At 39.7% G+C, this 3,091-nt stretch carries 2 protein-coding genes and 1 pseudogene; all 3 read right to left on the bottom strand.

All coding sequences use genetic code 11. The annotated features are described in order from the left end of the window. Positions 1–127, bottom strand: a 127-nt coding sequence (locus ACFINZ_RS09235) for a transglycosylase SLT domain-containing protein (RefSeq protein WP_375678726.1), incomplete at its 3' end; no start/stop codon positions are given. Continuing rightward, the gene (locus ACFINZ_RS09230) at positions 124–2,193 is read right to left on the bottom strand and encodes a glycine zipper family protein (RefSeq protein ID WP_375655549.1); all 2,070 of its coding nucleotides are present in this window, start codon (positions 2,191–2,193) and stop codon (positions 124–126) included. The genes ACFINZ_RS09235 and ACFINZ_RS09230, both read right to left, overlap by 4 nt. A gap of 1 nt (position 2,194) precedes the next feature. Continuing rightward, positions 2,195–3,091 (bottom strand): annotated as a pseudogene (locus tag ACFINZ_RS09225) (hypothetical protein); the annotation flags it as partial.

Here is a 3,091-nt window from a genome sequence, read left to right as displayed (position 1 = left end):
GATTCCTTGCATTCGGATTGCCTCCACTTTCCACTTGCGCAACACGGTACAAATAACTCTCTGGCAAACCATAACGCGCTGCCGTTTGCCGTATCGCTTGATTAACAGAAGGACTAGAACGGGTCATTTCGCGTACTCTATTGAAGCACTAGGACCTAACCCTTTTGCTACAGCTCTAGAAACAATCTTCAAGCCTTCATCCGTTATCACACCGGCTTTATGCCACTTCAAAGCACTTTGAATCAATTTGGCAATTTCATTGCGCTCCATTCCTTTAACGCCAAAAGTTGCTAACTTCGCTATACCGCGCTCTAGCTCTTGTCTTGCCCGTAGCGCCTCTGGAGCATTCGGGTGGAAAAATATGTTTCGTGCTAATTTTAAGCCTTGAGCTGGTATATCAGGAATACTATGTGGTACACGAACTCCATCAAAAAGAGAAACCTCAGGAGTGCCTTCAAATTTGCTAAAACCCTCTTTTGCTGCATCAGAATAGAATTGCTCCTGATCTACTGCCTTTTTAAAAGTAGAAAACCGTTCCGGTCCTATGGTCCTTTCAAGATTCTCAGACGCAAGATTTTGTTTTAAAAGTTTAGAAAATTCATTAATAGGGTCATCATTTTTTCTGAGTAAATCATCTAAGGCATCTCTCATACCCATCTGATAGGTATTATTTTGTTTTGTCCAATTCCCTTTAGAAAGATTTTCCTGAACTGCATCCCTTTCAAAACTCTTTTCAAGCTTTGTTCCAAAAGCTTGTCTACCTTCCTCAAAGCTATCTGCAAAGTTTTTGAATTTTGCTGCACTACCGCGTGCTGCTTTATAAGTAGGAGAGATTTCGTCCATTATTTTTACCAAATTTTGTTTGAGGACTTCGTATCCTAAAATCTTTTGGTTATCGCCATGTTTCTTACTTTTTTCGATTAAATCATCGAGAGACTGCTTAGTTTGATCTAATAACTCTATCGTAGGTTTATAGGTTATACTGCTAAATCTTCTATCATAAAACCTTCTAGGATTTATACTGAGAGGGTGTTCCTCTAAAGTATTGACAGCTTCTTTAAGAGCTTTTTGAAACCCTTTATTTTCAAAAAGTTTATTAAGAGCCGGATAATACTCTCGTCCTATCGGCGTTTGCCTTGCTTGTTCATAAAGATGATCATGCGCTTCTTTCCCTTGCTGTTTAAGCGTCCTGCTTAAAGTATCGCTATGCTGGTATGGAACAATTGTCTGCTCCATCATATCATAAAGACGTTGAACAGAACCTCCCAATCTTTTCTCATGTGCTTGTTTCAAGAGATTATAAACATCTTCATTTGTTTTAGACGCATTCCACAAAGTCTGTCGTAGTTTTTCATTAATATCTGTCAAAAATACTTCCTGAGGTTCTGAGCTAAGACGTTCCGTGATCTTTTGGGGTTTATTATCGTAAAGTTGCTTGGCAACTTCTCTCAAAGCTTTATTTGAAACCTCTTTACGAGCAGGATTAAAATAATTCCTTATAAGTGGAGGCGATTTTAAAGCATTTCCTAAACTACGAACTGCCTTAGAAATACCTATACCTCCTAAAGCAGCAACCGGCGTCAAAACTGCCCCACCAACACCACCGGCTAATGCCGAATTCACCGTATCATTGTAACCTTTTCCTGCACCAGAACCATGTAAAGCTCCAGAACCTGCCCCAACAATAGCTCCCCTACCTAAACTTCCTAAAGTCGAACCTGCTCGCAAAAAATTTAATGCTGGAATACCCAAAGATGCTAATGTTGGTAAAATCGAACCAGCAATATAAGCACCAGAAGATAACCATGGATGTTTCTCTTCCAAAGCTTTTAGGTAAGCGCGCTCCTTAGCTACCCTTCTATTATAGATCTCCTCTGCTCGTTTATCACCACGCCAATAATCTATAAAACCCGCTTCATTCGCCGCTTGTATCTCATCACTATAACCTGCTGTAAGACCAGATGTACCATGGCTTCTAACAGCATCCGACCACGTAAGATCTTTATCATCAAATGAAAAATCATCTGCTGTAAATTTTGTATTAAATGAAGCCGTATCATCATCAACAAGAGGGGAATAAGGAATATAACCCGTTGTTTTTTTTCCTTGATTACCACGACTGTTCTTCACCGAAGACGTACCATCATTATCGGATACATCATCAACAATGCGAGAATAAGGAATATATGCCATTTTAAGCCCCTTTAACCCTTATCTTTCCATCTTCACCAATAAAGCGTGCACCGGAAGGCAATGCATCTTCCTCTTCTTTGCTGGTAACAAGTGGCAAAGCATTACGTCCTTGCTGTGGAGCTTTAGAATGCGACTGTGAGGTAACCTTATCAACACTCTCTTGCGTTAATTCAATGCTGCTGTCTTCTAGCAATTTCAATACGTCTAATTTCATCTTAGCCAAAATCTGATGGATTTTTTTCAACCTAAACAAGAGCTCTTTATGACCCAAGTCGTACTTTATCTCTCCTAAATAGCTCTTTAAGATATCAAGCTCTCTTTCTGTAAGGTTACCAAAACCAGAAGCACCATTGCGTGAATACCGTCTCATCGTTTCTAAACGGTCAATACCTATACGGTTTTTAATGGAATCAAGCAGTGAACGCATATCACGGTGTTGAGGAATCTTAAAAGAAGCTTGCCAATCAGCAAGATTTCCCGTAGCCCAATCACCATTCTCTTCTATATAATTCATAAAACGTTCAATGTCATGGAGTGTATTACTACTGATAGCTTCACTATTTTTAAGATCTATTGTTTCTCGTAGGCGGTCCATTTCTTCTTTAGATCTAGCATCATAACCGCCGTTCACTTTTTGTAATAGAAAAGCATTCAATGCATCTTTATTCCCAGCCATGAACCGCGCTTCTTCTTCGCTATAGCCTTTGGACTTTAGATACTCGACAGTCTGATTAACCTGCCCTCTTTCCTTATCTCCTTCATTAAGATGCTTCACACCACTTGCAAGCGCATCCCACCCAGAACCGTCTGATGAAGATTCCGCCATACCTGCAAAAAGATCTTTGAGCTTCTGATACGCATCTGATTGAAAAAACTTATAAGTATTGGACTGTAAAAA

The sequence above is a fragment of the Bartonella sp. AA81SXKL genome, assembly GCF_042196945.1.
GTDB lineage: Bacteria > Pseudomonadota > Alphaproteobacteria > Rhizobiales > Rhizobiaceae > Bartonella.
This window is presented reverse-complemented; position numbering and strand designations above follow the sequence as displayed.

What these genes read in the sequence shown, in the direction of transcription:
- ACFINZ_RS09230 (WP_375655549.1), bottom strand. Translation starts at nt 2,193, where the DNA reads ATGGCATATATTCCTTATTCTCGCATTGTTGATGATGTATCCGATAAT.